This is a genomic window from Streptomyces sp. NPDC003300, assembly GCF_040610915.1.
GTDB lineage: Bacteria > Actinomycetota > Actinomycetes > Streptomycetales > Streptomycetaceae > Actinacidiphila.
On the sequence record NZ_JBEXNE010000060.1, the window covers coordinates 1 to 1,579 of the forward strand.

The following is a 1,579-nucleotide window of genomic DNA, read 5'->3' on the forward strand; positions in this document are numbered from 1 at the left end:
TGAGGGGGAGTGGTGGAGCCGATAGCCCAGACTTCTAGTAGGTAAGCGATGGGGTGACGCAGGAAGGTAGTCCAGCCCGGGCGGTGGTTGTCCCGGGGTAAGGGTGTAGCCCGTTGTGTAGGCAAATCCGCACAACATGTGGGTGAGACCTGATGCCGAGCCGATTGTGGTGAAGTGGATGATCCTATGCTGTCGAGAAAAGCCTCTAGCGAGTTTCATGGCGGCCCGTACCCTAAACCGACTCAGGTGGTCAGGTAGAGAATACCGAGGCGTTCGGGTGAACTATGGTTAAGGAACTCGGCAAAATGCCCCCGTAACTTCGGGAGAAGGGGGGCCATGTCTGGTGACGGGATGTACTCCTTGAGCTGGGTGTGGCCGCAGAGACCAGCGAGAAGCGACTGTTTACTAAAAACACAGGTCCGTGCGAAGCCGTAAGGCGATGTATACGGACTGACGCCTGCCCGGTGCTGGAACGTTAAGGGGACCGGTTAGTCCTGTTTCGACAGGGCGAAGCTGAGAACTTAAGCGCCAGTAAACGGCGGTGGTAACTATAACCATCCTAAGGTAGCGAAATTCCTTGTCGGGTAAGTTCCGACCTGCACGAATGGCGTAACGACTTCTCGACTGTCTCAACCATAGGCCCGGTGAAATTGCACTACGAGTAAAGATGCTCGTTTCGCGCAGCAGGACGGAAAGACCCCGGGACCTTTACTATAGCTTGATATTGGTGTTCGGTTCGGCTTGTGTAGGATAGGTGGGAGACTGTGAGCCGGTAGCGCCAGCTATCGGGGAGTCGTCGTTGAAATACCACTCTGGTCGTGCTGGATGTCTAACCTCGGTCCGTGATCCGGATCAGGGACAGTGTCTGGTGGGTAGTTTAACTGGGGCGGTTGCCTCCTAAAGGGTAACGGAGGCGCCCAAAGGTTCCCTCAGCCTGGTTGGCAATCAGGTGTTGAGTGTAAGTGCACAAGGGAGCTTGACTGTGAGACTGACGGGTCGAGCAGGTACGAAAGTAGGGACTAGTGATCCGGCGGTGGCTTGTGGAAGCGCCGTCGCTCAACGGATAAAAGGTACCCCGGGGATAACAGGCTGATCTTCCCCAAGAGTCCATATCGACGGGATGGTTTGGCACCTCGATGTCGGCTCGTCGCATCCTGGGGCTGGAGTCGGTCCCAAGGGTTGGGCTGTTCGCCCATTAAAGCGGTACGCGAGCTGGGTTTAGAACGTCGTGAGACAGTTCGGTCCCTATCCGCTGTGCGCGTAGGAGTCTTGAGAAGGGCTGTCCCTAGTACGAGAGGACCGGGACGGACGAACCTCTGGTGTGCCAGTTGTCCTGCCAAGGGCATGGCTGGTTGGCTACGTTCGGGAGGGATAACCGCTGAAAGCATCTAAGCGGGAAGCCTGCTTCGAGATGAGGACTCCCACCCCCTTTGAGGGGTTAAGGCTCCCAGTAGACGACTGGGTTGATAGGCCAGATGTGGAAGCCCTGTGAGGGGTGGAGCTGACTGGTACTAATAGGCCGAGGGCTTGTCCATTGTTGCTCGCGTTCACTGTGTGGTTCTGAAACAACCAGCCCACC

General features: G+C 56.7%; 1 rRNA gene. It reads left to right on the plus strand.

Features of this window, described 5'->3' with window-relative positions:
• Positions 1-1,535, plus strand: a 23S ribosomal RNA gene (locus ABZX65_RS36305); the annotation flags it as partial.
• Positions 1,536-1,579: the final 44 nt, after the last annotated feature.